Source organism: Pseudomonas sp. R4-39-08, assembly GCF_003852275.1.
Classification (GTDB): domain Bacteria; phylum Pseudomonadota; class Gammaproteobacteria; order Pseudomonadales; family Pseudomonadaceae; genus Aquipseudomonas.
The window spans coordinates 2,055,216-2,078,320 of the sequence record NZ_CP027733.1 but is presented as its reverse complement, the minus strand read 5'-3'; the positions used below and the strand labels follow the sequence as shown (position 1 = coordinate 2,078,320).

At 59.7% G+C, this 23,105-nt stretch carries 21 protein-coding genes; 10 read left to right on the top strand and 11 right to left on the bottom strand.

Annotation, left to right across the window (positions count from 1 at the left end; genetic code table 11):
• Positions 1-183: 183 nt before the first annotated feature.
• From C4J88_RS09565 to C4J88_RS09550, 4 genes are all read right to left on the bottom strand, one after another.
• Positions 184-900 carry an MgtC/SapB family protein gene (locus tag C4J88_RS09565; RefSeq protein ID WP_124362147.1) on the bottom strand — a complete coding sequence of 239 codons (717 nt, stop codon included), beginning with the start codon at positions 898-900 and terminating at the stop codon, positions 184-186.
• A 28-nt stretch (positions 901-928) separates the two neighbouring features.
• The gene (gene mgtA / locus C4J88_RS09560) at positions 929-3,634 is read right to left on the bottom strand and encodes a magnesium-translocating P-type ATPase (RefSeq protein WP_124406831.1); all 2,706 of its coding nucleotides are present in this window, start codon (positions 3,632-3,634) and stop codon (positions 929-931) included.
• A gap of 469 nt (positions 3,635-4,103) precedes the next feature.
• The gene (locus C4J88_RS09555; RefSeq protein WP_124366566.1) at positions 4,104-4,448 is read right to left on the bottom strand and encodes an FKBP-type peptidyl-prolyl cis-trans isomerase; all 345 of its coding nucleotides are present in this window, start codon (positions 4,446-4,448) and stop codon (positions 4,104-4,106) included.
• A 306-nt stretch (positions 4,449-4,754) separates the two neighbouring features.
• The gene (locus C4J88_RS09550; RefSeq protein WP_124406830.1) at positions 4,755-5,375 is read right to left on the bottom strand and encodes a hypothetical protein; all 621 of its coding nucleotides are present in this window, start codon (positions 5,373-5,375) and stop codon (positions 4,755-4,757) included.
• A gap of 190 nt (positions 5,376-5,565) precedes the next feature.
• On the opposite strand from C4J88_RS09550, the gene C4J88_RS09545 reads away from it, so the two are divergent.
• Both C4J88_RS09545 and C4J88_RS09540 read left to right on the top strand, forming a co-directional pair.
• Complete coding sequence (locus C4J88_RS09545) at positions 5,566-7,062, top strand: helix-turn-helix transcriptional regulator (RefSeq protein WP_124370294.1); 1,497 nt, start codon at positions 5,566-5,568, stop codon at positions 7,060-7,062.
• A 102-nt stretch (positions 7,063-7,164) separates the two neighbouring features.
• On the top strand, positions 7,165-7,437 hold the full coding sequence (locus tag C4J88_RS09540) for a DUF1652 domain-containing protein (protein WP_124370293.1): 273 nt from the start codon (positions 7,165-7,167) through the stop codon (positions 7,435-7,437).
• On the opposite strand, the gene C4J88_RS09535 is transcribed toward C4J88_RS09540, so the two are convergent.
• The 3 genes from C4J88_RS09535 to C4J88_RS09525 all read right to left on the bottom strand — a co-directional run bounded on the left by C4J88_RS09535 (position 7,400) and on the right by C4J88_RS09525 (position 9,690).
• Positions 7,400-8,593 (bottom strand): MFS transporter, encoded by a 1,194-nt coding sequence (locus C4J88_RS09535; RefSeq protein WP_124406829.1) that lies wholly within the window; start codon positions 8,591-8,593, stop codon positions 7,400-7,402. The genes C4J88_RS09540 and C4J88_RS09535 overlap by 38 nt on opposite strands.
• A gap of 89 nt (positions 8,594-8,682) precedes the next feature.
• Positions 8,683-8,991, bottom strand: coding sequence for an RcnB family protein (locus tag C4J88_RS09530; RefSeq protein ID WP_124370291.1), 309 nt, complete (start codon positions 8,989-8,991; stop codon positions 8,683-8,685).
• Positions 8,992-9,231: 240 nt separating this feature from the next.
• The gene (locus C4J88_RS09525; RefSeq protein ID WP_124368953.1) at positions 9,232-9,690 is read right to left on the bottom strand and encodes a transposase; all 459 of its coding nucleotides are present in this window, start codon (positions 9,688-9,690) and stop codon (positions 9,232-9,234) included.
• 298 nt (positions 9,691-9,988) lie between these two features.
• Here C4J88_RS09525 and C4J88_RS09520 point away from each other — a divergent pair, with 298 nt between their 5' ends.
• The gene (locus C4J88_RS09520) at positions 9,989-10,546 is read left to right on the top strand and encodes a helix-turn-helix domain-containing protein (RefSeq protein ID WP_124406828.1); all 558 of its coding nucleotides are present in this window, start codon (positions 9,989-9,991) and stop codon (positions 10,544-10,546) included.
• 11 nt (positions 10,547-10,557) lie between these two features.
• The gene (locus tag C4J88_RS09515; RefSeq protein WP_124406827.1) at positions 10,558-11,904 is read left to right on the top strand and encodes a glutamine synthetase family protein; all 1,347 of its coding nucleotides are present in this window, start codon (positions 10,558-10,560) and stop codon (positions 11,902-11,904) included.
• A gap of 158 nt (positions 11,905-12,062) precedes the next feature.
• Here the strand turns inward: C4J88_RS09515 and C4J88_RS09510 are convergent, their stop codons facing one another.
• A complete protein-coding gene (locus C4J88_RS09510) occupies positions 12,063-12,953 on the bottom strand; it encodes a LysR family transcriptional regulator (protein WP_124406826.1) in 891 nt (296 codons plus the stop codon).
• A 129-nt stretch (positions 12,954-13,082) separates the two neighbouring features.
• Between C4J88_RS09510 and C4J88_RS09505 the strand changes: the two genes are divergently transcribed.
• Together C4J88_RS09505 and C4J88_RS09500 are read left to right on the top strand one after the other, a co-directional pair.
• Positions 13,083-14,729, top strand: coding sequence for a GMC family oxidoreductase (locus C4J88_RS09505; RefSeq protein ID WP_124406825.1), 1,647 nt, complete (start codon positions 13,083-13,085; stop codon positions 14,727-14,729).
• A gap of 65 nt (positions 14,730-14,794) precedes the next feature.
• On the top strand, positions 14,795-16,417 hold the full coding sequence (locus C4J88_RS09500; protein WP_124406824.1) for an MFS transporter: 1,623 nt from the start codon (positions 14,795-14,797) through the stop codon (positions 16,415-16,417).
• Between the two features lie 77 nt (positions 16,418-16,494).
• On the opposite strand, the gene C4J88_RS09495 is transcribed toward C4J88_RS09500, so the two are convergent.
• A complete protein-coding gene (locus C4J88_RS09495; RefSeq protein WP_256659123.1) occupies positions 16,495-17,325 on the bottom strand; it encodes an IS3 family transposase in 831 nt (276 codons plus the stop codon).
• A gap of 8 nt (positions 17,326-17,333) precedes the next feature.
• Positions 17,334-17,642, bottom strand: coding sequence for a transposase (locus C4J88_RS27680; protein WP_256658866.1), 309 nt, complete (start codon positions 17,640-17,642; stop codon positions 17,334-17,336).
• Positions 17,643-17,899: 257 nt separating this feature from the next.
• Here C4J88_RS27680 and C4J88_RS09490 point away from each other — a divergent pair, with 257 nt between their 5' ends.
• From C4J88_RS09490 to C4J88_RS09475, 4 genes are all read left to right on the top strand, one after another.
• Positions 17,900-19,849 (top strand): DNA topoisomerase III, encoded by a 1,950-nt coding sequence (locus C4J88_RS09490; protein ID WP_124408605.1) that lies wholly within the window; start codon positions 17,900-17,902, stop codon positions 19,847-19,849.
• Positions 19,850-19,981: 132 nt separating this feature from the next.
• Positions 19,982-20,422 carry a CBS domain-containing protein gene (locus C4J88_RS09485; RefSeq protein WP_124366554.1) on the top strand — a complete coding sequence of 147 codons (441 nt, stop codon included), beginning with the start codon at positions 19,982-19,984 and terminating at the stop codon, positions 20,420-20,422.
• A gap of 8 nt (positions 20,423-20,430) precedes the next feature.
• Positions 20,431-21,273, top strand: a complete 843-nt coding sequence (locus tag C4J88_RS09480; RefSeq protein WP_124406823.1) for an NAD-dependent protein deacetylase — start codon at positions 20,431-20,433, stop codon at positions 21,271-21,273.
• A 529-nt stretch (positions 21,274-21,802) separates the two neighbouring features.
• Positions 21,803-22,132 (top strand): hypothetical protein, encoded by a 330-nt coding sequence (locus C4J88_RS09475; RefSeq protein WP_124366552.1) that lies wholly within the window; start codon positions 21,803-21,805, stop codon positions 22,130-22,132.
• 59 nt (positions 22,133-22,191) lie between these two features.
• Here C4J88_RS09475 and C4J88_RS09470 read toward each other — a convergent pair whose 3' ends face one another.
• On the bottom strand, positions 22,192-23,094 hold the full coding sequence (locus tag C4J88_RS09470) for a LysR family transcriptional regulator (protein WP_124366551.1): 903 nt from the start codon (positions 23,092-23,094) through the stop codon (positions 22,192-22,194).
• Positions 23,095-23,105 lie beyond the last annotated feature (11 nt).

Here is a 23,105-nt window from a genome sequence, read left to right as displayed (position 1 = left end):
GGCCCCTTCCATTGAACATCACGAGCAATCACGGCTGGACGAGAACGAGCGCCCAGCCGTAAGTGCCCAACCTTAACAATGCAATGACGTTTTGATTGAAGGGATAGTCCTGACTACTTGTAGGATTTTTCCTCGCAAAAAAGCTTAGCTGATATTGGCTCGACGGGGTTTCAGGCGGGCGGGTCAGTCGGTGGTACTCGGGCTCCAGAAAGCCTGCACCACCAGGCTGGAGGTGGAAATACGCGCCACCAATGCATCCAGCTCGTCACCGTCGACCGACGTCGCGGCCAGGGTGGCCTCGATTTCAACTTCTTCGCTGCCGAACGGCCTTACGTCGACATCACTGGCCGGGTAGTTGCATCGCGCCAGCTCGGCTTCCAACAGCACCATGACCGCCTGTTGCTGGCTGCGCCGCGCGATGACATAGAGGATGTTGGTGACCTCGGCCGAGACTACGTCCAAAGGCTGGCGGTTGATGTTGTTGACGATCGGCCGCAGCAAAGTATTGGCGGCCAGTACGAACAGCGTACCCAGCAAGGCCTCAAGGATCAGGTCGGCCCCCGCACAGGCTCCCACTGCGGCCGATGCCCAGAGGGTGGCAGCTGTGTTGAGCCCGCGCACATTGCCCTCTTCACGCATGATCACCCCTGCCCCCAGGAAGCCGATGCCCGACACTACATACGCGACCACGCGCACCGCGCCTTCCGCACCGCCCAGGCGATTGGCCATGTCGACAAAGATCGCTGCGCCGACCGCCACCAGCACATTGGTGCGCAAGCCTGCGGTGCGTTGGCGGTACTGGCGCTCGAAGCCGATCAAGCCGCCGAGGAGGAACGCCGCCGTGAGGCTGACGACGGTATCCACCAGAGAGTCGAGGTTGATGTTGTTGATTGCCTGCATAAAAAAACCTCCATGACAGCTGCGGCAACTACTGCCAGCCAAACTTGCGGATGTAGTAGCCCTTCACCGCCTGGGTCAGCGCCATGTACGCCAGCAAAATCACTGGCAGGAACACGAAGTACAGCGACGGCAGCGCCTGCAGTTTGAAGTAATGCGCCAGTGGCCCCATCGGCAGGAAGATCCCGACCGCCATGATCACGCCCGTCATCACCATCAACGGCATCGCCGCACGGCTTTGCAGGAACGGGATTTTCGGGGTGCGGATCATGTGCACGATCAACGTCTGGGTGAGCAGCCCCACCACGAACCAGCCCGACTGGAACAGGGTCTGGTGGTCCGGGGTATTGGCATCGAACACGTACCACATGAGTGCGAACGTGGTGATGTCAAAGATCGAGCTGATCGGCCCGAAGAACAGCATGAAGCGGCCCACATCTCCCGGCTGCCAGCGTTGCGGCTTGGCGAGCATCTCCTCGTCGACGTTGTCGAACGGAATCGCGATCTGCGAGATGTCATACAGCAGGTTCTGCACCAGCAGGTGCATCGGCAGCATTGGCAGAAACGGGATAAACGCACTCGCCACCAGCACCGAAAACACGTTGCCGAAGTTGGAGCTGGCGGTCATCTTGATGTACTTGAGCATGTTGGCGAAGGTGCGCCGGCCTTCCAGCACGCCCTCCTCCAGGATCATCAGGCTCTTTTCCAGCAGGATGATGTCGGCGGCTTCCTTGGCGATGTCTACCGCGCTGTCCACCGAAATGCCGATATCGGCCGTACGCAGTGCCGGTGCATCGTTGATGCCGTCCCCCATGAACCCGACCACATGCCCGTTGGCCTTGAGCAGGCGCACGATGCGCTCCTTGTGGCTGGGCGTGAGCTTGGCGAACACATTGGTGGTTTCCACGGCCTGGGCCAGCTCGGCGTCGCTCATGTCCTCGATGTCGTTACCCATCAGCAGCCCTTGCTGCTCCAGGCCGACTTCACGGCAGATCTTTGCGGTGACCCGTTCGTTGTCGCCCGTCAGCACTTTGACCGCTACGCCATGGGCCTTCAGGGCCTTGAGCGCAGGCGCGGTGCTTTCCTTGGGTGGGTCGAGGAAGGCCACATAGCCGATCAGGGTCAGGTTGTTTTCATCCGCCAGGCTGTAGGTATCGCGACCTGGCGCCATCGGTTGTGCGGCCACGGCCACCACCCGCAGGCCCTCGTCATTGAACGCTGCAGTCACTTGGCGAATGCGTGCCAACAGCTCGTCCGTCAATGCCTCGTTGACCTCGCCGTGGCGCACGGTGCTGCACACTGCCAAAATCTCCTCCACCGCGCCTTTGCAGATCAGCAGATGCGGCTGGTCCTGCTCCGCCACCACTACCGACATGCGACGCCGATTGAAGTCGAATGGAATCTCATCGACCTTCTGGAACGCGGTACCGACCTTTAAGTCACGATGGATTTCGACGTGCTCGAGCACGGCCACATCCAACAGGTTTTTCAAACCGGTCTGGTAGTAGCTGTTGAGGTAGGCCATTTCCAGTACATCCTCGGATTCCTGGCCCCACACATCCACATGGCGCGCCAGGAAAATCCTGTCCTGGGTCAGCGTGCCGGTCTTGTCGGTGCACAACACATCCATGGCGCCGAAATTCTGGATCGCGTCGAGGCGCTTGACGATGACCTTCTTGCGCGACAGGAACACCGCGCCCTTGGCCAACGTCGAGGTGACGATCATCGGCAGCATTTCCGGGGTAAGGCCCACGGCAATCGACAGCGCGAACAGCAAGGCTTCAGTCCAGTCACCCTTGGTGAACCCGTTGATGAACAACACCAGCGGGGCCATCACGAACATGAAACGGATCAACAGCCAGCTGACCTTGTTGACTCCCTGCTGGAACGAGGTGGTGGCACGGTCGGTCGCCGTGACGCGTTGCGCCAGGGCGCCGAAGTACGTGTGATTGCCGGTGGCGAGAATCACCGCCGTGGCGGCGCCGGACACCACGTTGGTGCCCATGAACAGGATGTTTTCCAAGTCCAGCGGGTTGCGAGCCTGGGCATCCTGCTGCTGGAAGAACTTCTCCACCGGCATCGATTCACCGGTCATTGCTGCCTGGCTGACGAACAGGTCCTTGGCACTGAGTACGCGGCAATCAGCGGGAATCATGTCCCCGGCCGACAGCACGATCAGATCGCCCGGTACCAGTTGCTTGATCGGCAGTTCGAGGCGCTTGGGCGCGTCCCGGCGCAACACTGTCGCCGTGTTGCTGACCATGGCCTTCAAGGCGTCGGCGGCCTTGTTCGACTTGGCCTCCTGCCAGAAGCGCAACAGGGTCGACAGCACCACCATGGAGAAAATCACCAAAGCGGCCTTCATGTCCTCGGTCAGCCAGGAGATCACCGCCAGCAACGTCAGCAGCAGGTTGAACGGGTTTTTATAGCAGTGCCACACGTGCACCCACCAAGGCAGCGGCTGCTCGTGCTCGACTTCATTGAGCCCATATTGCCCGCGCAACGCGTCGGCCTCCTGGGTGCTCAAACCCTCGGCGTGGCTGCCCAACATGCCCAGCAGCTGCACGGCACTGCCGTTGGCTGCGGCCACCAGGGTTTGCGCAAGGCTAGGCGGTACTTCGCGGCTGACACTGGCGTCGGTCACGGTCTCCAGCATCGTCAGGCGCCGAAAATGCCGGGCGATATGCCGGGTCCGCAGAAAACCGGCGAAGAACTCTTTGAGCAGCGTGAGGTTCATGGTGTTACTCCTGCGCGATGAAAAACCCTCGTGCAGGTACCGCCCATCCGCACTGCGCCTGCCGAACAGGCGCAGCCGAACCTGGCCCGCCCACCGTAAAAGGCAGGCGCGTCCGTAGCCTCCCGAGGCAACTCGGGTGCTGGTCAGCGTCGATGAGAGGGATCAGGCAGGCGCCAGGAATGGCTGCTGCCGGGATGCCGCTTCTCGCTTTTCTGGCGAGACAACGGCATCGAAAAAATGCGCGTTACCTTGCCAAGTATGTGCCGGTTACTGAAACCGGCCGACTACTGTCACTCGAACAAGTACCCACTGAGGGTCTCCGCTATTGATGAAAACGCGCGAAGCTTACGCCGCGATTTATGCAGAGTAAACCGTAGGAAAGTTTCCACATGGTGAATAAGAAGTTTCTTCAGGATGGGTTCAGGAACGCGCTTACTGGAACCGTCCTCAACCTCCATGTTCAACCTCTTCAATCATCCCGCGTCAGCACTTCCAGCAATTCAATCTCGAAACGCAGGTTGCTGTTTGGCTTGATATGCGCACCCATCGAGCGCTCGCCGTAGGCCAGGTGCGCCGGTACATACAACGTGCGTATACCGCCAACCTGCATGCCCATCAATCCCTGGTCCCAACCCTTGATCACGCGACCTGTACCAATCACGCACTGAAACGGTTTGCCCCGCTCCCAAGACGAATCGAACACCGTGCCGTCTTCCAGGGTGCCGGTGTATTGAGTGGTGATCAGCGCGCCCTTGACCACGGCTTTGCCGTCGCCCAGGCGGATGTCGGTGATCTGCAATTCGTCGTTGCTCATGGGGCTCTCATTGAAGGCGCGAAAGGCTGCGGTTTTCCCAGAACCGGGTGGGTTTGGCAAGTGTCATGACCACGCGATCCAATGTAGGAGGGGGTAAGCCCTAATGCCAGTCAGTTAAGCGTACACCACCGTCTGTAGGAGCGAGCTTGCTCGCGAAAAACTCACAGGCACCGCGTTTATTCAGGAAGCACGCGTTATCGTTGACGTTTTTCGCGAGCAAGCTCGCTCCTACAAAAAGCCTTAACTGACTGGCATTAGGGCAAGCCCCCTCCCACATTTTGATTCGCGTGCATCCAGCACCGGGCTCTATAACCAATGCCAGAACCGACTCCAAAACCCTCGCCCCAATTCATCCTTGCACCCGGCATACTGCCGCGCATACATCTGCGAACGGGCCTGCACTTTGCTCGCCACCGGCGGCAGCCAGGCTTTGCTGGCATAGGTGCGCTGGCGATAGCCACCCCAGCCTTCGTGGTAGTTCAGGTATTGGCCGTAGGCGTCGTACTTGTAGACGCCATTGATGGTGTAGGTCTTGTCCATGTACCAACCGATAAAGTCGATGGCGTCGTCGAAATCCTCGCGATCGGCGCCGCTGCGGCCGGTGCTTTTGCGGTAGTCATTCCACACTTCGTCCTTGGCCTGGGCATAGCCGGAAGCGGTGGAAACGCGCCCCCAGGGAATGATCCACAACAGGTATTTACGCGGGGTCTTGGCGTCGTAGCGAAAGCCCGACTCCTGATACATGATCGCGAATGGCACCTGGATCGGCACGCCCCAGCGTTTTTGCGTGACCTTGGCGGCGTCGTACCAGTCATCCTTTTCGCGAAAGATGCCGCAGATATCATTGGGCGTGCGTGGCGGCGAGGTGCCGCACGCCGCCAGCAGGGAAGTGAGTAGTAACAGTCCGACGGTTTTGCTTGCGCTCAAAGGGCACCCTTGCGTGAAACGCGTGAAATGCCGGCATTTTACGCGTTCACACAGGCGGCGTCCTTACCGTAAACCGCAACAAGCCAATGGCACGCGACGGGGCCCATATGCACTCCACTCAGACAGCTTCTCTGCACTATCCTGAACCGGGGATGTCGTAAAACCCATGCGTCCACACCTTGGAGAACCTATGACACAGGATGTTCTTGCCAAAGAAACCAACCGCCGCCAACTGCAGCAGATCATCTCCGGGTTGTCCGACGGCGTGATCCTGGCCGAGGTCGACCAGACCATTCTCTGGGCCAACGAAGCCGCACTGACCATGCACGGCGTCACTGACGTCATGGGGCTGGGCGCCAATGGGCAGGAATACGCCGAGCGCTTCACCTTGCGTTATCGCAATTACCACCCGCTGCAGTTGGATAACTACCCCCTCGCCCGCGCGGCGGCGGGTGATGAGTTCAGCGACGTGATCGTGGAAGTCATTCCCACGGCGGATGAAGAAAAGACCTGGGTTCACCGCCTGCGCAGCCTGGTAATTACCGACTCGCACGGCGAGCCGGAACTGTTGGTGCTGATCCTCAGTGACGCCACCGAATGGGCGAGTGCCGAGCAGCGTTTCGAGAAAACCTTCAACGCCAACCCCGCGCCCGCCGTGATCTGCCGCCTCAGCGACCTGCGCTACATCAAGGTCAATCAGGGCTTCCTGGAGATGACCGGCTACAACCGCGACCAGGTCATCGGTAAATCCGTGTATGAACTGGACGTGCTCGAACAGGCCGAACGCAAGGACTTGGCCATTGAGCGGCTGGGGCAAGGCTCGACCATTCCACAGATGCAGGCAGAGCTGCGATTGCCCGAAGGCGGCAGCAAGCTGGTGATCGTCGCCGGCCAGCCCCTGGACATGAACGAAGAGGACTGCATGCTGTTTTCGTTCATGGACCTGGAGCCGCGACGCAAAGCGGAAATCGCCCTGCGCCAGAGTGAAGAACGCTTCGCCAAGTCCTTCCGCCTGACGCCCGTGCCAACCCTGGTGTGCAACGCCGCCAATCGCCAGGTGGTGGATATCAACGAAGCGTTCATGAGTATCACCGGCTATATCAGTGAAGAACTGATCGGCAAATCCATCGAAGACATCGACTTCATCGACAGCCCCCAGGCTGGCGCCCAGTTGTTCGCGACCCTGGAGAAAGCCGGAAACCTGGAAGGTCATGACCTCAAGGTGCGCAAGAAAGGCGATGAAGTGATCGACTGCGTGGTGTCTGCCGACACCGTGATCATCCAGGACATGCCGTGCTACCTGCTGGTATTCATGAACATCACCGAACGTAAACGCTCGGAGCTGGAACTGGTGGCGGCCATCGAGGAAGTCATGCAGGACACCTCCTGGTTCAGCCAGACCCTGATCGAAAAACTCGCTAATGCCAAAAGCGTCAACAGCCCTGACCTGCCCAACGTTTCCTTTACCGACCTCACCGCTCGTGAGCGCGACGTGCTGGGCTTGATCTGCGAGGGCTTGGCCGACAAGGAGATCGCCTCGCGCCTGAAGCTGGCACCCAACACCGTTCGCAACCATGTAGCGACGGTGTACTCCAAGCTGGGCGTGCACAGCCGCAGTACGGCCATCGTCTGGGCCCGCGAACGCGGGCTGTTTGCCGGTGAAGTACGGATAAAGAACAAACGTTAAGAGTGCAAATGCACTAGTGCAGCTAGTGCTAATTCGCCTTATGAGGCAGCAGGCTAATCAATAACCTTTAAGGCATCGTCTCCGTGCCTTGAAGGAACCTGCATGTTTACCCTCTCTCAACTGCGAAATTGCATCGAAGAAGGCTTGTCGCCGCTGACCTGCGAATTCACCCTGTGCCGGGATGCATCCTTGACCCTCAAGGTATTCGACGCCGAAACCGGACGGGTCGATCTGGTGGTCACCGGGATCAGCACCAAACGGCTGCAGACCCCGGAGGAAGTGGCGAAAATGGTGGATGAATTGCGCTATGAGCTGCAAAGCAACAACGTCGGCAAGCTCACGCTGGATGACTTGCCTTCAGCTTCGCCCCAATGAAATAGAACACCCCGCCGCCGACAATAAACATTCCGAGCATATAAAACATGTAATGCGCCGGCAGGCTGGCCAGCACCATCCCGCATAACACCGGCCCCAAGGCGGCGCCGAGATTGGACAGGTTTTGCGCGCCGTAATACATCCCCCGCAGGGCGTCGGGCGCAATTCGGTCGATAAACATGTACTCGGCCGGGAACACAATAATTTCCCCCACGGTAAACACCGCCATCGCCAGCACCCACCACATCACGCTGCTGGCCAACGCAAAGCCAATCAGCCCCAGCATGAACATGCCCAAACCTGCGATCAGCCACTGGCTCAGGTAACGGTGCGAGATGCGCCGGCCAATCAGGTACTGCAAGGCAATCACCAGCACGGCGTTGGTGGTGAGCACGGCGCTGATTACAGTGTAGGTATATTCGGCAGTGGTGGTAGTCACCAGGTATTGCGACAGGTAGGCCGTAAATTGGCCGAATACTACCGCACTGAGCAGGCCACCGAGGGTGAAGCACACCAGGCGATGATCCTTGAGCAGCACACGGCCCACGGCGAGGAACGGCACCGGTTTTTGCGTGGCGTCGACGGAGGTCAATGTGCGGTCGCCCAAACGCCAGTACAGCAGGAAAAATCCCACGCCCAACAGCGCCGAAAGTATAAACGGCAGGCTGATATCCAGCGTCGCCACCATCGCGCCAAAAAACGGCCCCACCGCGTAGCCGATATTGGTCAATGTATATTTGATCGAGAACACTTCGCTGCGCCCATCCTCGGGCAGCAAGCTGGCGAAGCCGGCCTTGATCGCAATATCGATGACCGCATAGGCCAGGTTGATCAGGATCAGGCAGCTGTAGAACGCCCAGATATTCTGCGCCACAACCGTACCGATAAAGCCCAGTACAAACACCAGGCTCAAACCGAGCAGCAAACGGTAACTGTTGACGCGATCGACAAGGAACCCGCCATACACGCTGAGCAACGAGCCGACAATCAGCGAACTGCCGATCACCAGGCCGACCTGGCTGATGTCGAGGGCAAAGTGGCGGGTGAGGTAGATCACCAGGTACGGAAAGGTGATCGCCTTGGCCAACGTCAGCAGCAACGTGGCGGACAGCAACAGATTCACCGTGCGGGGGTAATTTTTGATGGTGGCAAGCATCCTGCTCTCTTTTCTTTGAAGGTAACGCGACCATTGCGGTCGGTTACCTTAACGCAAGAAAGGTGACACGAGCAGGTGGTGCGGCAGGATTATTTCTTGACCGGTGTGATCTCAAGGATGGTGCCGTTGGTGGTTTTGAGCAGCACATATTTATCACCGACCCGCGCCCACTGGCTCTCTTCCTCGGGCTGCTTGAGGCCACGTTTTTTCCAGTCGCTGAGGGCCGACTCCTTACGCATGAGGATATCCGGGGCGCGGTCACCTTCCTTCAAATCACGGGTATTGATGTTGGAAGGCTGCACGGTTTCCTGGGGCGTATCGCCGGCCTGCACCACAAAACTGGCGGTAGACAGGCCTGCCGCAACGAGAACACAGGCAACGAGGGATCTGGACTTCATGGGTGCTCCTTCAATTTTGAGTGCATACTCAGGTTCCGACCGCAGGGGCGTGAAAACATTCAGGTGAAAACACTACCCGGTCGCCGATAACCCTTGTGGCGAGGGAGCTTGCTCCCGCTGGCTGCGCAGTAGCCCCAAACAGCCCGACCGATATATCCCTGAACGAACGTGGTGGATGGATTGGGGCCGCTTCGCGGCCCAGCGGGAGCAAGCTCCCTCGCCACACGCGGGAACTCAAACTCATAACCAGATTGCATCCCAGAGCGAGTAGTCGCCGATATGCTCGACCAGCCCCGCCCGCAAGGGATTGGCAATGATGTAACGCGCGATTTTTATAAGATCTTCCTCGGCTCGCGCGGCGCGATCATGGTATCCGCTCTGCCAAAAAGCACCCTTCGTACCCCTGGCTTGGTTGATGGTCAGCGTGCTGCGTGACTTCACTTGCTGCATCACTTGCGGCAACGTCGCATCACGCAGCTCAAACATCCAGTGAAGGTGATCCGGCATGATGACCCAGGCCAACGAAGCAAGCAGACCTGCATCGTGGGCTCGTTTGAGCTCTGCAACCAATAACCGCCCCAGAGCCATTTCAGCAAAAACCGGACGCCGCTGATAAACCACGGCCGTCACCAAGTACACGCGACCTGCTTCTGAATAACGACCTCGCCGTAGCAAATGAGAGTTGGGCCTTTGAAGCAATCCGTCGCTCCCTTTGATTGAATGACTCATTCAACCTAGCAGGCCCGAGAAGGGTCGCTCCGCGACTCAATTTCATTATGTTTCCCCACTCCCCGTGGCGAGGGAGCTTGCTCCCGCTGGGCTGCGCAGCAGCCCCAAAAAAGCCGGCCGGGACACACCTGAACAAATGCGGTGGCCGAATTAGGGCCGCTTCGCGGCCCAGCGGGAGCAAGCTCCCTCGCCACAATGATCCTCCATGGTCATTGCTTACGTGAAATTAATCCTGTAATTTTTCATGAAATTATTCGAATTAAATTTCATGACACCTCAAGATGAACTCGCCACCCTCGCCGCCCTGATCCACGACCTGCGCAAGCACAAGAAACTCACCCTGGCGCAATTGGCGCAAAAGATCCAACGTTCGGTGGGTTTCCTGTCCCAAGTGGAACGTGGCCTGTCGCGCCCGACCGTGGCCGACCTGACCGCCATCAGCCACGCCCTCGATGTGCCTACCACTTACTTCTACAGCCTGCCCAAACCCAAGGCGGTGGACTGGGTCACGCGGCCCAACGAGCGGCGCACGGTGTACTACGCCAATGGCATCACCGACATCCTCGTCTCGCCGACCATGAACGGTGCGTTTTCGATGCTCGACAGCCTGTTGGCACCCGGTGCCAACAGTGGTGAGCAGGCCATGAGCGACCGTGCCGAACAGGCCGGTTTTGTGCTGGAGGGTGAGTTGACGCTGTGGGTTGAAGGTGAAACCGATGCGGTCACCCTCGGCGCTGGCGACAGCTTTCATCTGGCCAGTTTCGCCCACTGCCGCTACGCCAACCTGACCGACCTGCCCGCCCGCGTGCTGTGGGTTTACAACTAGGAGCTGCACCCGTGAAAAGCCCATCTGCAACCTTGCTGGCCGAAGTACGGACCTTCCGCCAGAACCATCCCGAGGTGCGCTACGTCGATCTGATCGCCCTGGACATTCCGGGGCATTTCTACGGCAAGCGCTACCCGGTGGAGATGCTCGAGAAAGTCGCCGCCGGCAGCCCGTTGAAGCTGCCGCAGAACGCCGTATTGCTGGGCGCCCAGGGCGGGTTGTTCAAGATCGGCGATTACTGCTTCAACGACGGTGACCCGGACGCCAATCGGCGCCTGGTGCCGGGTACGCTGAAGCCGGTGAGCTGGGAATCGCAGCCGCTGGGGCAGATGCTGATCACTTCCGACGGCACCGAAGCACCCATCGAATTCGAACCCCGCGAAGTGCTGACCAAAGTGCTGGAACGCCTGCACCACAAAGGCATTCACCCGGTGGTGGCGTTTGAACTGGAGTTCTATCTGTTCGACAAAAAGCTCGACGACGGCCTGCCGCAATTCGCCCGCGACCCGCTGAGCGACGATGCCGATGACCAGCCCAACTTGCATATCGAGCGGCTGTCGCGCTTCAGCGACGTGCTGGACGACATGGCACAAACCGCCAAAGCCCAGGGCATCGATATCACGGTGATCGCCGCCGAAATCGGCCCGGGCCAATTCGAAATCAATTTTGGCCATTGCGATGACGGCCTGCGCGCCGCCGACTGGGCCGCCCTGTTCTGCCGTAGCACCCGCGGCGTGGCGCTCAAACACGGTTACCGCGCCAGCTTCATGGCCAAGCCTTACCTGCAGTTTCCCGGCAGCGGCATGCATGTGCATGTCAGCCTGTATGACGGCGGAGGCAACAACGTGCTGGCGGCGCACCAGCAGCAACCGCTGCGCCACGCCGTGGCCGGTTGCCTCGCGTTGCTGCCCCACTGCATGCCGATCTTCTCGCCCAACCACAACGCGTTCCGCCGCCTCGGCGGTACGGTCAACGCCGCTACCCGCGCCAGTTGGGGCTTCGAAGACCGTGATGCGTGCGTGCGCATCCCCGAGTCCGACCCACGTAACCTGCGGATCGAGCATCGCCTGGCCAGCGCCGACGCCAACCCGTACCTGGTATTGGCGGCGATCCTCGCCGGTTTGGAGCATGGCCTTGAAACCAGGCAAGAGCCCATCGCGCCGCTGAACGAAGACCGCAGCAGTGGCACCGATTTCCCCGTGGACATGCTCGACGCCGTGCGCGCCATGCAACATCAGTCGGTGGTGCGCGACAAGCTGGGCGCGGAATTCGTCGATGTGTATTGCGAGAACAAACGCCAGGATCATCTGGCGTTTCAGCAGGAGATTTCTGCGCGGGAATATCGCTGGTTTCTTTAAAAACCGCCACGCCCTGCGTGTGGAGATCCAAATGTGGGAGGGGGCTTGCTCCCGATAGCGGCGGGCCAGTCATAGAGAAAGTCAGCTTCGAATTTGCTGACTGATACACCGCCATCGGGAGCAAGCCCCCTCCCACAGTGTTGATTCGGTTTCGTCAGTCAGCCCTCACCCAGCAACAGTTTCTGCTCGCGCGCGCACAACTCCACCACGTAATCCCACAACACCCGCAACCGCACCGACTTGTGCAACTCCCGACGCGAGCTGATCCAATAGCTGCGCTGGATACTCTCCCCCGGCAACAACGGCACCAGGTCCGCATCGCCTGCCGCCATGAAACAGGGTAATACCGCAATACCCAAACCCGACCGCGCGGCCTGGTGTTGCGCAATCACGCTGGTGCTGTGGAAGACCACCTTGGGGTTGCGACAGAAGCTGCTGAGGAATTTCAGTTCCTGGCTGAACAGCAGGTCGTCGACATAATCGATCCATGAATGGGCCGCGAGGTCTTCGCGTTTTTCAATCGGCGGATGACGCTGCAGATAAGCGCGGCTGGCATACAGCGCCAGGCGGTAATCGGTGAGTTTGCGGGTGACCAACTGATCGACGCTGGGGCGTTCCAGGTGAATGCTGATTTCCGCTTCGCGGTTGAGGATGCTGACAAAGCGCGGCACCGCGAGCAATTCCACTTCCAAGCCGGGATAACGTTCAAACAGCCCAGCCATGCGACCGGCGAGGAACATCACCCCCAGGCCCTCCGCCACCCCGAGACGAATCTTGCCCAGAGGCGCTGCAGAATGGGTGAGTTCGTCTTCCGCCAGCAGTGCGACGTTTTCCATGGCTTCGGCATGTTTGAGCAAGGCTTCGCCGGCCGGCGTCAGCTCATACCCCTGGGCGTGCTGTACGAACAGCGCGGTACCGAGGCTTTTTTCGATGGCCTCGATATGCCGGGCCACCGTGGCGTGCGTGGTTTTCAAACGTTGCGCGGCGGTGAGCAAACGGCCGCTGCGCTGCAATTCGAGAAAAAACCGCAGGTCATTCCAGTCGAACATATCGCCTCCGTTGCGCACCCATGGGCAGCGCTGTTTAAAAACGCACAGCAGTTGGGCAAAAACTAACATTTTTAAGACGAAAACTAACAACTAGGATGGAGCCAATAAGAAAAACAAGCGAGACCCCAGATGCCCATTGCAACTGCTGAATACGATTACGTAATCGTCGGCGCCGGCCCCGCCGGCTGCTTGCTGGCCAATCGGCTGTCCGCCAACCCGGCCCATCGCGTGCTGCTGCTGGAGGCCGGTGGTCGCGACAACTACCCCTGGATCCATATTCCAGTCGGTTACCTGTTCTGCATCGGCAACCCGCGCACCGACTGGTGCTTCAAGACCGAAGCCCAGGCAGGCCTGCAAGGTCGTGCCTTGAGTTACCCGCGCGGCAAGGTGCTGGGGGGCTGTTCGTCCATCAACGGCATGATCTACATGCGCGGCCAGGCCCAGGACTATGACGGCTGGGCGGCGCAAGGCAATCCGGGATGGGCCTGGAATGACGTCTTGCCGCTGTTCAAGCACAGCGAAAACCATTTTGCCGGCGCCTCGCCATTCCACAGCGACGGCGGCGAGTGGCGTGTCGAGCAGCAGCGTCTGTCGTGGCCGATCCTGGATGCGTTTCGCGAGGCCGCAAAGCAAAGCGGCATCGCCAACATCAGCGATTTCAATCAGGGCGATAACGAAGGCTGCGGCTATTTCCAGGTCAACCAGAAGGCCGGGGTGCGCTGGAATGCAGCCAAGGCGTTTCTCAAACCGGTGCGCCAACGGCCCAACCTGACCGTGTTGACCGATGTTGAGGTCGATCGCGTGGTGCTGGAGAACGGCCGCGCTTCTCAGGTCGTCGGGCGCCAACTCGGCCAGCCACTGAGCTGGAAAGCGCGCAAGGAAATCGTACTGTGCGCCGGCGCCGTCGGCTCGCCAGGCATCCTGCAACGCTCGGGTATCGGCCCCGCCCATGTGCTCAAGCCGTTGGGCATCGACGTGGTTCATGAACTGCCGGGCGTGGGTGGCAACCTGCAGGACCACCTGCAACTGCGCCTGATCTACAAGCTGGAAAACGCCCGCACCCTGAACCAGATCGCCGGCACCCTCTGGGGCAAGATGGGCATGGGCCTGCGCTACCTGTACGACCGCAGCGGGCCGCTGTCGATGGCGCCCAGCCAGCTTGGCGCGTTTGCCCGCTCCGGGCCGGAGCAGACCTCGGCCAACCTTGAATACCACGTGCAGCCGCTGTCCCTGGAGCGTTTTGGCGAGCCGCTGCACGCGTTCCCCGCGTTTACCGCATCGGTCTGCGACCTGCGCCCGCACAGTCGCGGGCGCATCGACATACGCTCGGCCAACCCGGCGGACGCACCGCTGATCCGGCCCAACTACCTCAGCCATCCCGAAGACCTGCGCGTAGCCGCCGACGCCATTCGCCTGACACGGCGGATCGTCGCCGCCCCGGCCCTCAGCCAGTTCAAGCCGGTTGAATATTTGCCCGGTGACGCCCTGCAAACCGAAGAACAACTGCACGAAGCGGCGGCGCGTATCGGCACGACGATCTTCCATCCGGTGGGCACCTGCCGCATGGGCAATAACCAGGACGCGGTGGTCGACGCGCAGTTGCGCGTGCATGGCGTGCCGGGCCTGCGCATCGCCGATGCCTCGATCATGCCGCGCATTACCTCCGGCAACACCTGCTCACCGACGCTGATGATCGCCGAGAAGGCCGCGCAACTGATCCTTTCACCGAACACAAGGAGCCTCGCCCCGCAGAGAGAAACGGTTCACGCAATCTAAATAGCGGCGCCGCACCTGGCGCCGACAGTGGAACAACAATAAATAATCACTGTGAGGGCTACCCGATGTCAGAACATGCTCAACCCCTGGGCTCGGCGATACATGCGAGCACCCGCAACGACTCGAAGAAAGTCATTTTCGCCTCGTCCCTCGGGACGGTGTTCGAATGGTATGACTTCTTCCTCTACGGCGCCCTCGCGGCGGTGATCAGCAAGCAGTTCTTTGCCGGGGTCAACGACACCACGGCGTTCATCTTCGCATTGATGGCGTTCGCCGCAGGCTTCGTGGTGCGACCCTTCGGCGCGCTGGTATTCGGCCGCCTGGGCGACATGATCGGGCGCAAATACACCTTCCTCGTCACGATCATCCTGATGGGCGTGGCAACCTTTTGCGTGGGACTGTTGCCGACCTATGCCAGCATCGGCATCGCTGCGCCGATCATTCTGATCGTGCTGCGCATGCTGCAAGGCCTGGCTCTGGGCGGTGAATACGGTGGCGCCGCCACCTATGTCGCCGAACATGCGCCTGCCGGCAAACGCGGCTTGCACACCAGCTGGATTCAATCCACCGCCACCCTCGGCCTGTTGCTGTCGTTGCTGGTAGTGCTGGCCTGCCGTTACTTCACCGGCGACCAGTTCGAGGTGTGGGGCTGGCGTATTCCGTTCCTGTTTTCCATCGTGTTGCTGGGCATCTCCACCTGGATTCGCATGAGCCTGCACGAGTCGCCAGCGTTCCTGAAAATGAAAGAGGAAGGCAAGGCCAGCAAGGCGCCGATCCGCGAGTCATTCGGTAAATGGGAAAACCTCAAGGTCGTATTGATCGCGCTGTTCAGCATCAACGGCGGGCAGGCGGTGACCTTTTATGCAGCGCAGTTTTATGTGCTGTTCTTCCTCACCCAGTTCCTGAAGATGGACCCGGCCCTGGCCAACATGCTGCTGATCATCAGTGTGGTGATTGGCGCGCCGTTCTTCATCCTGTTTGGCTGGCTGTCGGACAAGGTCGGGCGCAAACCGGTGCTGATGCTCGGCCTGCTGCTGGCGACCGTGCTGTATTTCCCGATCTTCAAGAGCCTGGCGCACTACACCAACCCGGCGATGGACCAGGCCAGTCACCAGGCACCGATTACCGTACTGGCCGACCCGGCCACCTGCACCTTCCAGTTCGACCCGGTGGGCAAGGCGCGCTTTGACAGCCCGTGCGACAAGGTCAAGACCTTCCTGGTCAAGCAAGGCCTGCCGTACAGCAGCATCGCGGCGCCGGCCGGCGCGCCGGTGCAGGTCAGCGTCGGTGACGTGCGTATCGATGGCTTCGATGAAGCGGCACTGCGCGGCGCGGTGACCTTGGCCGGCTACCCAAGCTCGGCGGACATGGCCCAGGTCAACAAGGTCATGGTGGTGGTGCTGATCGTGGCACTGATCCTGATCGCCGCCATGTGCTACGGCCCCCTGGCGGCGCTGATGGTGGAGCTGTTCCCGACACGCATCCGCTACACCTCGATGTCGCTGCCCTACCATATCGGTAACGGCTGGTTTGGCGGGTTCCTGCCAACCGTGTCGTTTGCCTTGGTGGTGTACACCGGGGACATTTTCTACGGCTTGTGGTACCCGGTGGTGGTGACCGGCGTCAGCCTGGTGGTCGGCCTGTTCTGCCTCAAGGAAACCCGGCATGTGGATATCGATAACAACTGAGTTCGTCTGAACACCGCAGAGCCCCTGTGGGAGGGGGCTTGTTCTGGTCAAGTTTTTCCGGACACCGATTACGGTGATCAAGCCGCCTTCTGCTCCATGGCTATTGGCGACAGGTAGTTGTTGTAGCTGTGGAGCCTGATTCGGTTGTATCGCATGAAGAAGCTGGTCATATCCTGCTTGGCTTCTTCAACTGTCATATAGCCCTTGGTGGGCACCCACTCTGATTTGAGCGTCCCGAAGAAACGCTCTGTTGGCGCGTTGTCCCAGCACTGCCCCCTACGGCTCATGCTTTGCGTTATCCCATGCCCCAGCAGCTCGGACTGAAAGTGCTGGCTGGTGTATTGGCAGCCTTGATCTGAATGAAACATCAAGCCTGCATGTTTGCCTCGAACCTCCACCGCCATTCTCAGCGCCTTGCTAACCAGGTTGGCGTCATTGATCAGAGAAAACGCCCAGCCAACGATTCGGCGGGCGAACAGATCAATGACCACTGCCAAGTGATACCAGCGTTTCCCAACCATTAGACTGGTAACGTCGCCGCACCAGACTTGATTAATTGCGGTTGGCTCGAAGTTACGCTCAAGCAGGTTCTTGGCCACAAATGCTTCAACGCCTCTAGAGCGATATTGATGGCGGCGGCGCTGTCTGCTGGCCAGATTTGCCTCCGCCATAAGTTTTCCGGCCAGATGCCGACCCACCTTGATCTGCTGGGCCTTCAGGCGCTGAGAGATCATCCGCGCGCCTGCGCTTTCTCGGCTTTCGACATGCAGTTGCACGACTTTTGCTCTAAGCGCGTCACGCTTGGTATTTGGCGCTGAGCGACGCTTAATCCAGTCATAAAACGCGCTGCGAGAAACGCCTAGCGCACTGCAAAGCAGGCTGGTCGGATATGAACTCGACTCCCTCAGTTCCTCGATCAGGAAAAACGATCGGGATCCGACATCAAGAGAGCCGTAGCCTTTTTTAAGATTTCAGCCTCACTCTCCAGGCGCTTGACCTTGGCTCGTAGCTGTTGAAGCTCTCGCTGTTCGTCGCTGATAGCCTTGGTACCTGCCACTGGCTGCCCTTTGTGACGCTCTTTACGAACCTGATCAACCCAGCGGCGCAGAGCCGTAGGGCCAACGTCCATCGATGCACAGACGTCGGGAACTGAGCAGTTATCATCAAGAACCATGCTTGCAGCACGTTGCTTGAACTCGTGGGTGTAGGTCTTTCGCTGTTGCATGGAACCTCCTGATTGGGCGAATCATATCGCCCTTAAGAGGTGTCCGGGATCATTAGGCCAGTTCAGCTTGCCCCCGATAGCGATATATCAGTCAATATCTCCATTGGCTGACACACCGCTATCGGGAGCAAGCCCCCTCCCACATTTTGTTTTGCGCAGCCACACACAATTTGCTGTACATCCATACAGATAATGGTTGCTCAAATCTCTCTGACTAAGCATCCTGCCAAGCATCAACCCGATCTGATGTGATGACCATGCAGCTGTACCTCTGTGAAAAACCCTCCCAGGCCAAGGACATCGCGGCCGTGCTCGGCGCCAGCCGCCGGGGCGATGGATGCTGGCTGGGCAGCGGGGTCACAGTCACCTGGTGCATCGGCCACCTGTTGGAAACCGCCCCGCCTGACGCCTATGACGCCAAATACAAACGCTGGGTGCTCGCCGACCTGCCGATCGTCCCGCAAACCTGGAAAATGCAGGTCAAGCCCAAGACCGCCAGCCAGTTCAAGGTGGTCAAGCGCTTGCTGGGGGAAGCCAGGGAACTGGTGATCGCGACCGACGCCGACCGTGAGGGTGAAATGATCGCCCGAGAACTGGTGGAGCATTGCCGTTATCGCGGGCCGATCCAGCGGTTGTGGTTGTCGGCACTGGACGAGGCCTCCATCCGCAAGGCCCTGGCCGCCCTCAAGCCCGGTGCGCAAACCTTCAGCCTGTATCACTCGGCCCTGGGCCGCTCCCGCGCCGACTGGCTGATCGGCATGAACATGAGCCGCTTGTTTACCTTGCTTGGGCGACAATCCGGCTATCAGGGCGTATTGCCGGTGGGCCGGGTGCAAACCCCCACCTTGCGCCTGGTGGTCGACCGTGACCGCAGCATCGCCGATTTCGTACCCGTGGCGTATTGGGCCATCGACGTGGACCTGCTCCACGAGCGCATGACCTTCACTGCCCAATGGCGCGCCGTCGACGATGCCTGCGATGACCAGGGCCGTTGCCTCAATCCGCAACTGGCCCGGGACGCCGCTGACGCCATGTCCCGCGCTGCCAGTGCGCGATTGGTTAAGCTGCGCACCGAGCGCATGCGCGAGGTCGCGCCCCTGCCCTTCGACCTCGGCACCCTGCAGGAAATCTGCTCCAAGAAGCTCGGCCTCGGCGCTCAGGAAACCCTGGATATCGCCCAATCCCTCTACGAAACCCACAAGGTCATCACCTACCCGCGCAGCGATTGCGGCTATCTGCCGTTGAGCCAGCACAGCGAAGCGCCGAAGATCCTCGCCGCTCTCGGCCGCGCGGACGCAGCCGTGGCCGAGCTGATGGCCTACATGGACCCCAATCGTCGCTCACGCGCCTGGAACGATGCCAAGGTCAGTGCCCACCACGGCATTATTCCGACAGGGGCCGGCAAGGACGTTGGGCAACTCACCGGAAAGCACCGTGCGGTCTACACGCTGATACGCGCGCGCTACCTGGCGCAATTCCTCCCCAACCATGAATACGACCGTACCCAGGCGGATTTCGATTGTGCCGGCCAGGCGTTGCGCGCGGTGGGCAAAGTCGTCATCGAACCGGGCTGGAAACGCGCGCTGCCCGAAGCCCTTGCTCCCGCCAAAGGCAGGGAAACGCCTGCGCCTCAAGCCTTGCCAATGCTGGTGCAAGGCCAGGACTGTGCTGTGGCCAAGGTCAATCTCAAGGACCTGTGGACCCAACCGCCCAAGCCCTTTACCGAAGGCGACCTGATCAAAGCGATGAAAAACGTCGCCAAGCTGGTCGAAGACCCGCTGCTCAAGCAGAAGCTCAAGGACACCACTGGCATTGGCACCGAAGCCACCCGCGCCGGGATCATCCAGGGCCTGCTGGACCGAGGCTACCTGGTGAAGAACGGCAAGGCGCTGTCGGCCACCGCAGCGGCTTTCAGCCTGATTGACGCGGTGCCTCGCGCCATCGCCGACCCCGGCACCACCGCCATCTGGGAGCAGGCGCTGGATATGGTGCAAAGCGGCGAAATGAGCCTGGAGGAGTTTGTCGCCAAACAAGCGGCGTGGATGAGCAAACAGGTGGCTCGCTGTCATGGCATGCGCATGACCATCACCGGTCCCGCCAGCCCGGCAGGCAAAGGCGCCACACCGTGGAAAAACAAGCGCAAGAGCGCGCCACGCAAGACGACGGCCAACCCCAAACGGGCGAAAAAGCCGGTAAAAGCCGGATAAAACGCAAAAAAAACCGGCGAATGACGCTTTTCGACGGGTTTAACGCCGCTTTGGACCTTGCTGCAACGTGGCCCGTCTAGGATTCTGTAGGGGCAATCGCTGACTACTAACAACAACACCGGAGTGGCCGCCATGAAAACCGTCGCAGAATTACTCAAAGCCAAGGACCAGAAGAACCAGGACGTCCACACTATCCAGTGGGACCACACCGTATTCGAGGCGCTGGTGCGGATGTCCGAGAAAAACGTCGGGGCGTTGCCGGTGGTCAAGGACGGCGCCGTGGTCGGGATCATCAGCGAGCGCGATTACGCACGTAAACTTATCCTCAAGGGTCTGTCGTCGGTGACCACCCGGGTGGATGATGTGATGAGTTCGCCGGTCATCACCGTAGATACCCACAAAACGGTTGAAGCGTGCATGAACATCATGACCGACAGTCACCTGCGCCACTTGCCCGTGGTGGAAGACGGCAAATTGCTGGGGCTTTTGTCCATCGGTGACCTGGTCAAAGAGGCCATTGCTGAACAAGCGGCCTTGATCAAACAGCTGGAGCAGTACATTCGCGGCGAATAGGAGGCCCCATGCTCGACACGCTGGACCATCAAGCAGACCACCTCGACACCTTGCATCGGGCGATGGCCGAAAAACGCTTCCTGGTGCTGACCGGTGCGGGGATCAGCACCTCGTCGGGCATCCCCGACTACCGTAACAGCGAAGGGGTGCGCCGGGGCAAGGCGCCGATGATGTACCAGGAGTTCCTCGCCACCGCGCAAGCACGGCGCCGTTATTGGGCCAGGGCAATGCTGGGTTGGCCACGGGTGCGCCTGGCCCGGCCGAACAAGGCCCATCAGGCGCTGGCGACCTTGCAGCAACGTCAGGTCATCAGCGGCCTGATCACGCAAAACGTCGACACGCTGCACGATCAGGCCGGCAGCCATGATGTGATCGAGTTGCATGGCAGTTTGCACCGGGTGCTGTGCCTGGATTGCCAGCAGCGCAGCGAGCGCGATGTGGTGCAGCGGCAGATGGAAATCGACAACCCACACTTTGCGCACGTCCATGCGGTGCAAGCGCCTGACGGTGACACCTTGCTCGACCCTACGCTTGAGGAGCACTTCCAGGTGCCACGCTGCCCCCATTGCGAAGGCCAACGGCTGAAGCCGGACGTGGTGTTTTTTGGCGAAAACGTGGCTCCCGCTACAGCCGCCAGAGCGATGGCTGCCGTGCACGATGCCGAGGGGCTGCTGGTCGTGGGGTCATCGCTGATGGCTTACTCGGCGTTTCGCCTGTGCAAGGCGGCAGTGGAACAGGGTAAGCCGGTGATTGCGATCAATCTGGGCAAGACCCGTGGGGATGAGCTGCTGCAGGTGAAAATCGAAGCGTCGTGCGAGCAATTACTGCCCTTGCTGGCCGAACGACTGTAGGAGCGAGCTTGCTCGCGAAAAACTTACAGTCGCAATGTGCACCCAGGAAACACTAGTTACTCCTGAGACCGGCCGCCCCAAAAAATGACGCCCAAGTCACGTTTCCCCGCATCTTCCCGCCCCCACAGCGATTTATGTAGTGCCTGAAAATAATCACTACATAATCGTTGACGTAAGCTTTTTGTCCTTGCATTATCGAGACGTCTCCCGGATCGGGAGCGTTGGTAACACGCGTTTTGAACAGGCTCGTCTGACCGCCGAGCTGTTTTTCCGGATGTGCACTGCCCACAAGGCAGATTGATGAAGCTGACCGGCCCCGAACGGGATCGGTACAAGGAGCTAAGACGCTGCTTGTCTTCGTTACGAAAGCGTTGCGTAGCGGTTCATCAGCAAAACTACATGCATCAGGTTCAAGACCCTGCCCGTATTCGGCAGACCGTCACCGACGCCCGGTTTTCGTAACCGGAGACAACTAAGCAAGTATTAACGAACCAACTGATAGATCGCCAACTGGTCAAGGGGCTTACACATGAATCTGAACAACCAACCAACTATCGATGAATTGGCTGAGATGTTCGCAGCGCAGAAAGACACACTCGACGACCATATCCTGTGGATTCGCAAGTCGGGCGAAGTTCAACTTGACTGCCTGGCGCCCCACACCGAAGAAGCCGAGTTCGACCGCAATCACCGCGAACTGGCGGCGCGCCTGAAGATGTACCGTCGTGGCCAGGGTTATGTCGGCAAGAAAGCCGCAGCCGATCGCAACTTTATCGAGCAGGTGTTCGACACACTTAACAATGCCTGGGCCTCTTTCAAAGACAGCTCGCAAGTTAAAGTGATCGACCGTTACTACTAGGTAGTACTTGATCTATTGTGGGAGCTGGCTTGCCAGCTCCCACTTTTGTTGTGTGAACTTCAGAACGTCGGAAACCGTCCCTTCCTCGCTTCATCCTGAAAGATATCAAACAACACCTGCGCCGCCGCCGAGAGTTCATGCCCTGGTTTGGTCAGTACCCCAATGGGCCGCTCGATCACCGGGCCGGTCAAGGTGATGCAATGGGCGCCCGCCTCCTCCATCTGCCGCGCGCACAATGCGGGCACAGCGCTGACACCCAGGCCGCTGGCAACCATCTTGCCCACTGTGGCCAGTTGATGACTTTCCAGCGCAACCGGCAGTTTCATCTGCAAGGCACCCAGGTGCTCTTCGAGCATTACCCGCACGGTCGATGGGCGCTGGAGGGTAATGAAGGGTTGTTCCAACAGGCTTTTCCAGTCGATCTCGTTCAACTGCGCCAACGGCGAATCTCCCGGTACCACGGCAATGAATCGGTCCAGGTACAGCGGCGTGAATGCCAATGACGAACCGTCGGACGGTTCGAACGCTACGCCCAATTCCACTTGGCGGTCGCGAACCATCTCCAGCACCTGCTCGTTGATCAGGTCATGCACCGTCACGTTCACCTGCGGGTAACGGGCGCGGAATATCTTCAGGATCGGCGGCAGCAGGTTACCGGCAAATGACGGCATAGCCGCCACGGTCACGCGCCCACGTTGCAAGGTGAAGCGTTGACGCAGTTCGTCCTCCGCGTTGTCCCAGTCGGCAATCAAGCGGCGAGCCAGCGGTAGCAGCGATTCGCCCTCAGGCGTGAGCGCCACATTGCGCGTATTGCGACTGAACAAGCGTCCACCCAGCCCTTCCTCGAGGCCTTTGATAGTCAGGCTCAGCGCCGACTGGGACAGGTGCAGGCGCTCACAGGCAGCGGCAAAACTCAGGCTCTGGGCCACGGCCAGGAAGGCACGCATCTGTTTAACGGTCATGACACAACTCC

Bases quoted from the DNA above. Each gene is read 5' to 3' on its own strand.
- C4J88_RS09510 (WP_124406826.1), bottom strand. From the start codon at position 12,953: ATGTTCGACTGGAATGACCTGCGGTTTTTTCTCGAATTGCAGCGCAGC.
- mgtA (WP_124406831.1), bottom strand. From the start codon at position 3,634: ATGAACCTCACGCTGCTCAAAGAGTTCTTCGCCGGTTTTCTGCGGACC.
- C4J88_RS09470 (WP_124366551.1), bottom strand. From the start codon at position 23,094: ATGACCGTTAAACAGATGCGTGCCTTCCTGGCCGTGGCCCAGAGCCTG.
- C4J88_RS09565 (WP_124362147.1), bottom strand. From the start codon at position 900: ATGCAGGCAATCAACAACATCAACCTCGACTCTCTGGTGGATACCGTC.
- C4J88_RS09505 (WP_124406825.1), top strand. From the start codon at position 13,083: ATGCCCATTGCAACTGCTGAATACGATTACGTAATCGTCGGCGCCGGC.
- C4J88_RS09485 (WP_124366554.1), top strand. From the start codon at position 19,982: ATGAAAACCGTCGCAGAATTACTCAAAGCCAAGGACCAGAAGAACCAG.
- C4J88_RS27680 (WP_256658866.1), bottom strand. From the start codon at position 17,642: ATGCAACAGCGAAAGACCTACACCCACGAGTTCAAGCAACGTGCTGCA.
- C4J88_RS09535 (WP_124406829.1), bottom strand. From the start codon at position 8,593: ATGCTTGCCACCATCAAAAATTACCCCCGCACGGTGAATCTGTTGCTG.
- C4J88_RS09500 (WP_124406824.1), top strand. From the start codon at position 14,795: ATGTCAGAACATGCTCAACCCCTGGGCTCGGCGATACATGCGAGCACC.
- C4J88_RS09555 (WP_124366566.1), bottom strand. From the start codon at position 4,448: ATGAGCAACGACGAATTGCAGATCACCGACATCCGCCTGGGCGACGGC.
- C4J88_RS09475 (WP_124366552.1), top strand. From the start codon at position 21,803: ATGAATCTGAACAACCAACCAACTATCGATGAATTGGCTGAGATGTTC.
- C4J88_RS09530 (WP_124370291.1), bottom strand. From the start codon at position 8,991: ATGAAGTCCAGATCCCTCGTTGCCTGTGTTCTCGTTGCGGCAGGCCTG.
- C4J88_RS09520 (WP_124406828.1), top strand. From the start codon at position 9,989: ATGACACCTCAAGATGAACTCGCCACCCTCGCCGCCCTGATCCACGAC.
- C4J88_RS09490 (WP_124408605.1), top strand. From the start codon at position 17,900: ATGCAGCTGTACCTCTGTGAAAAACCCTCCCAGGCCAAGGACATCGCG.
- C4J88_RS09540 (WP_124370293.1), top strand. From the start codon at position 7,165: ATGTTTACCCTCTCTCAACTGCGAAATTGCATCGAAGAAGGCTTGTCG.
- C4J88_RS09545 (WP_124370294.1), top strand. From the start codon at position 5,566: ATGACACAGGATGTTCTTGCCAAAGAAACCAACCGCCGCCAACTGCAG.
- C4J88_RS09480 (WP_124406823.1), top strand. From the start codon at position 20,431: ATGCTCGACACGCTGGACCATCAAGCAGACCACCTCGACACCTTGCAT.